The sequence below is a fragment of the Intestinibacter sp. genome, assembly GCF_034113885.1.
Lineage (GTDB): Bacteria > Bacillota > Clostridia > Peptostreptococcales > Peptostreptococcaceae > Intestinibacter.
Window position 1 is genome coordinate 1 of record NZ_JAXEWM010000023.1, and the last position, 4,438, is coordinate 4,438.

General features: G+C 30.8%; 4 protein-coding genes. All 4 read left to right on the top strand.

Features of this window, described 5'->3' with window-relative positions; genetic code table 11:
• Nucleotides 1-38 precede the first annotated feature (38 nt).
• Complete coding sequence (locus SPD90_RS01235) at nucleotides 39-1,358, top strand: glutamine synthetase family protein (RefSeq protein WP_320924075.1); 1,320 nt, start codon at nucleotides 39-41, stop codon at nucleotides 1,356-1,358.
• Nucleotides 1,359-1,378: 20 nt separating this feature from the next.
• On the top strand, nucleotides 1,379-1,948 hold the full coding sequence (locus SPD90_RS01240) for an ANTAR domain-containing response regulator (protein WP_320924076.1): 570 nt from the start codon (nucleotides 1,379-1,381) through the stop codon (nucleotides 1,946-1,948).
• Nucleotides 1,949-2,010: 62 nt separating this feature from the next.
• On the top strand, nucleotides 2,011-3,606 hold the full coding sequence (locus tag SPD90_RS01245; protein WP_320625703.1) for a CTP synthase: 1,596 nt from the start codon (nucleotides 2,011-2,013) through the stop codon (nucleotides 3,604-3,606).
• A gap of 81 nt (nucleotides 3,607-3,687) precedes the next feature.
• Nucleotides 3,688-4,338: a diphthine--ammonia ligase gene (locus SPD90_RS01250; RefSeq protein ID WP_320924077.1), complete on the top strand. Its 651-nt coding sequence runs from the start codon at nucleotides 3,688-3,690 to the stop codon at nucleotides 4,336-4,338.
• Nucleotides 4,339-4,438: the final 100 nt, after the last annotated feature.

The following is a 4,438-nucleotide window of genomic DNA, read 5'->3' on the forward strand; positions in this document are numbered from 1 at the left end:
TTTTTACATATAAAATATAGATTTATAGGAGGAGTTACATGGATTATAAAACTAGTGAGGTTTTAGAATTTATAGAAGAAAATGATATAAAATTTATAAGATTAGCATTTTGCGATATATTTGGAGAACAAAAGAATATAACGATAATGCCTAGTGAATTAAAAAGAGCCTTTGATGAAGGAATTTCCTTCGATGCATCAGCTGTAACTGGTTTTATGAATGTAGAGGAATCTGATTTATTACTATTTCCAGAGGCAAATACTATGTATTTACTACCATGGAGACCACAGCATGGGAGAGTTGTAAGATTTTTTTGTAATATAAAACATCCAGATGGAAGATGCTTTGAAGGAGATTGTAGAAATATTTTAAAGGAAGTTATAAAGGAAAGTAGATTGAAGGGCTTTTCAACTAAAATAGGTTGTGAGAGTGAGTTTTATTTATTTGAACAAGACGAATTTGGAAATCCAACTATGAAGCCTTATGATAGAGGAACTTATTGCGATATATATCCAAATGATAGATGTGAAAATATAAGAAGAGATATTTGTCTATCACTTGAGGAAATGGGAATAATGCCTATAAGCTCACACCATGAGCAGGGACCTGGACAAAATGAAATAGATTATCAGTACAGCGATGCGTTATCTGCTGCCGATAATTTAATAAGCTTTAGATCTCTTGTCAAGACTAAGGCATGTGAAAATGGATTGTTTGCTTCATTTATGCCTAGACCTTTAAATACTGAATGTGGAAATGGACTACATATTAATCTATCTCTATATAAAGATGGAAAAAATGTTTTTCAAAATCAAAATTCAAGTGATTATGAATACGCTAAAAAGTTTATAGCAGGTATATTAAATAGAATAGAAGAGGTTACTTTATTTTTAAATTCATCTACGAATTCATATTCTAGATTTGGAAAAGACAAGGCGCCAAAATATATTACATGGTCAAAGGAAAATAGATCACAGCTTGTAAGAATTCCAGCATCTAAAGGAGATAGATGTAGAATGGAGCTTAGATCACCTGATTCTAGCTGTAACCCTTATATAGTTTTTGCGCTTTTAATTAAGGCAGGTATGGAGGGTATAGAAAATAATTTAGAGCTTTGTAAACCTCATAATATAAATTTATTTGATGCTGAAGAAGAAAAATTACAGGGAGTTAAAAAATTGCCTGTTAATTTAATTGAAGCAATCGAGATAGCTAAAGATAGCGAATTTGTAAAAAGCGTATTGCCACAAAAAACTATCGATAATTACATAAATGATAAGATGGAAGAATGGAATATTTATAGCTCAGTAACTGATAAATTTAGAGCAGAAAAGCAATTGTATTTTGACAAGCTTTAAATGTAAAAGGGGGGACCAAGATGACTAGTGCGCTGATAGTGTCAACGTCGGAAAAGGGGAAAAGTTTTTTTGTAGACTTAATGAAAACAGTTGGAATTTCGAATACGGTCACTGTTGGCAATGGTAGTGAAGCTAGGCGTATATTAAATAGAAGTGATTTTGATTTAGTAGTTATCAACACTCCATTATCAGATGAGTTTGGACATGAACTTTCTATTTCAATTAGTAAAAATTATAATGCAGGTGTTTTATTAGTAGTAAAAAATGATATTGCCGATGCTATTTCATCTAAAGTAGAAGATTATGGAGTGTTTGTTATAGAGAAGCCATTAAATAGACAATTTGTGTATAAGAGCATAAAGTATATTTGTGTATCAAGGAAAAAGTATTTAGGTCTTCAAAGTGAAAATGAAAGACTTAAGGTTAAAATTAGTGAAATTAGACTTATAGATAGAGCTAAATGTATTTTAATACAGTATTTAAATATGAGTGAGCCACAAGCACACAGGTACATCGAAAAGCAGGCTATGGATTTAAGAGTAACTAAGAAGGAAATTGCTGAGAGTATTTTAAAAACTTATGAATTGTAAGTTGTTTTTAATTATTATTTTATTAAATTTATTAAATTTTATTCGTGTAGGAGGTTTTTAGTATGACAAAATATGTATTTGTAACAGGTGGTGTTGTTTCAGGATTAGGTAAAGGTATAACAGCAGCATCTTTAGGAAGATTATTAAAATGTAGAGGATTTAAAGTAGCAGCTCAAAAATTAGATCCATATATAAACGTAGACCCAGGGACAATGAGTCCATATCAACATGGTGAAGTTTATGTAACAGAAGATGGAGCTGAAACAGATTTAGACTTAGGTCACTATGAAAGATTTATAGATGAGGATTTAAATAAATACTCAAACTTAACAACAGGAAAAGTTTATTGGAATGTTTTAAATAAAGAGAGAAAAGGTGAATACTTAGGTGAAACTGTACAAGTTATACCTCATGTAACTAATGAAATAAAAAGCTTTATATACAATGTAGGTGAAAAAAGCGACGCAGACGTTGTTATAACTGAAATAGGTGGTACAACTGGTGATATAGAAAGTCAACCTTTCTTAGAAGCTATAAGACAAGTATCATTAGAGGTTGGAAGACATAACTGCTTATTTATACACGTTACATTAGTTCCATATATAAAGAGCTCTGGAGAACATAAATCTAAACCAACACAACATTCAGTAAAACAATTACAAGGCTTAGGTATAATGCCAGATATTATAGTAACTCGTTCAGAAGCACCTATAGATGAAGTAATAAAGAAGAAAATATCACTATTCTGTAATGTAAAACCTGATTGTGTAATAGAAAACAAAACTATAGATGTACTATATGAAGTACCTATGATGTTAGAAGAACAAAATCTATGTGATATAGTTTGTAGAGAATTAGATTTAACATACGACAAATGTGATTTATCTGATTGGACAAATATGCTTGAAAGAGTTAAAAACAGAGATAAAACTGTAAAAATAGCTTTAGTTGGTAAATACACTAAATTACACGATGCGTATTTATCAGTAGTTGAAGCTCTATCACATGCAGGATATGAAAATAGTGCAGAAATAGATATCAAATGGGTAGATGCAGAAGGTGTTAATAAAGATACAGTAGATGGTTTATTAAAGGACTGCCAAGGTATATTAGTACCAGGTGGATTTGGCGATAGAGGTATAGAAGGTATGGTCTGTGCTGCAAATTACGCTAGAGTAAACAATATACCTTACTTAGGAATTTGCCTAGGTATGCAAATAGCAGTTATAGAATTTGCTAGAAACGTACTTAATATGGAAAATGCAAACTCAACAGAATTCGATTTAGAAGTAAAATATCCAGTAATAGCTTTAATGCCAGACCAATTTGGAAATATACTAGGTGGAACAATGAGACTTGGAGCATATCCATGTAAAATAAAAGAAGGAACTATGATGCATAAATGCTATGGCGATTTAAATATATCAGAAAGACATCGTCATAGATATGAATTTAACAACGACTACAGACAACAAATGATAGATGCAGGTCTTACTATAGCAGGTACATCACCAGATGATAAATTAGTAGAAGCTGTAGAAGTAAGTAAAAATAAATTCTATGTTGGTGTTCAATACCATCCAGAATTCAAGAGTAGACCAAATAGAGCTAATCCGATATTCAAGGGATTTATAGAAGCTGCAGTTGACATGTTATAGGAAATTTTTGTTTAAAAATATGAAAAATTAAATTAAAATAATATTATAATAAAGTAAATAAAATTCAGATGAGGTGACACAATGGATAGCAAAAAGTTTGTAATGTCTTACAGTGGTGGAAAGGACTGCATGCTTGCCATGTACAAAAAAATAAAAGAAGGCTTTACACCTGTAGCATTGATTACTACTATAAAAAAGGATTCAGCAGATTCTTGGACACATTCAATAAATAAAAGATTATTAGAGGAAGCTAGTAAAAGCTTGAATATACCTATAATATACGTTGAATGTGATATTAGTGAATACGAAACAGAATTTGAAAAGAAATTATTAGTGGCAAAGGAAATGGGAGCTACTACAGTAGTATATGGAGATATAGATATAGAGCTTCATAGACAGTGGGATATAGATAGAGCTACTAATGCTGGTCTTGACTACGAGTTGCCTCTATGGAATGGAGATAGAGAAGGGCTTGTCCATGAATTTATAGATAGTGGATTTAAGGCTGTGATAAAAAAGGTAAATTTGGAAAATATGAGTGAGAATTTTTTAGGCAAGGTGTTAGATAAAGAGCTTGTAGAAGAAATCAAGAAGACTGGATCTGATGCATGTGGTGAAAATGGAGAATACCATACTATTGTAGTAGATGGTCCAATTTTCAGTAAACCTATAAATTTAGAAATATTAGGTAAAACTATAGACAATGGATATGGAATTTTAGATGTTAAATAAGAGTATCCCTATATTTTAATAAAGGTGTTGTTTAGACGATGAAAAATTGTTTAAATAGCACCTTTTTAATTTTAGATAAAAATCTTTAATATAAAAAAAA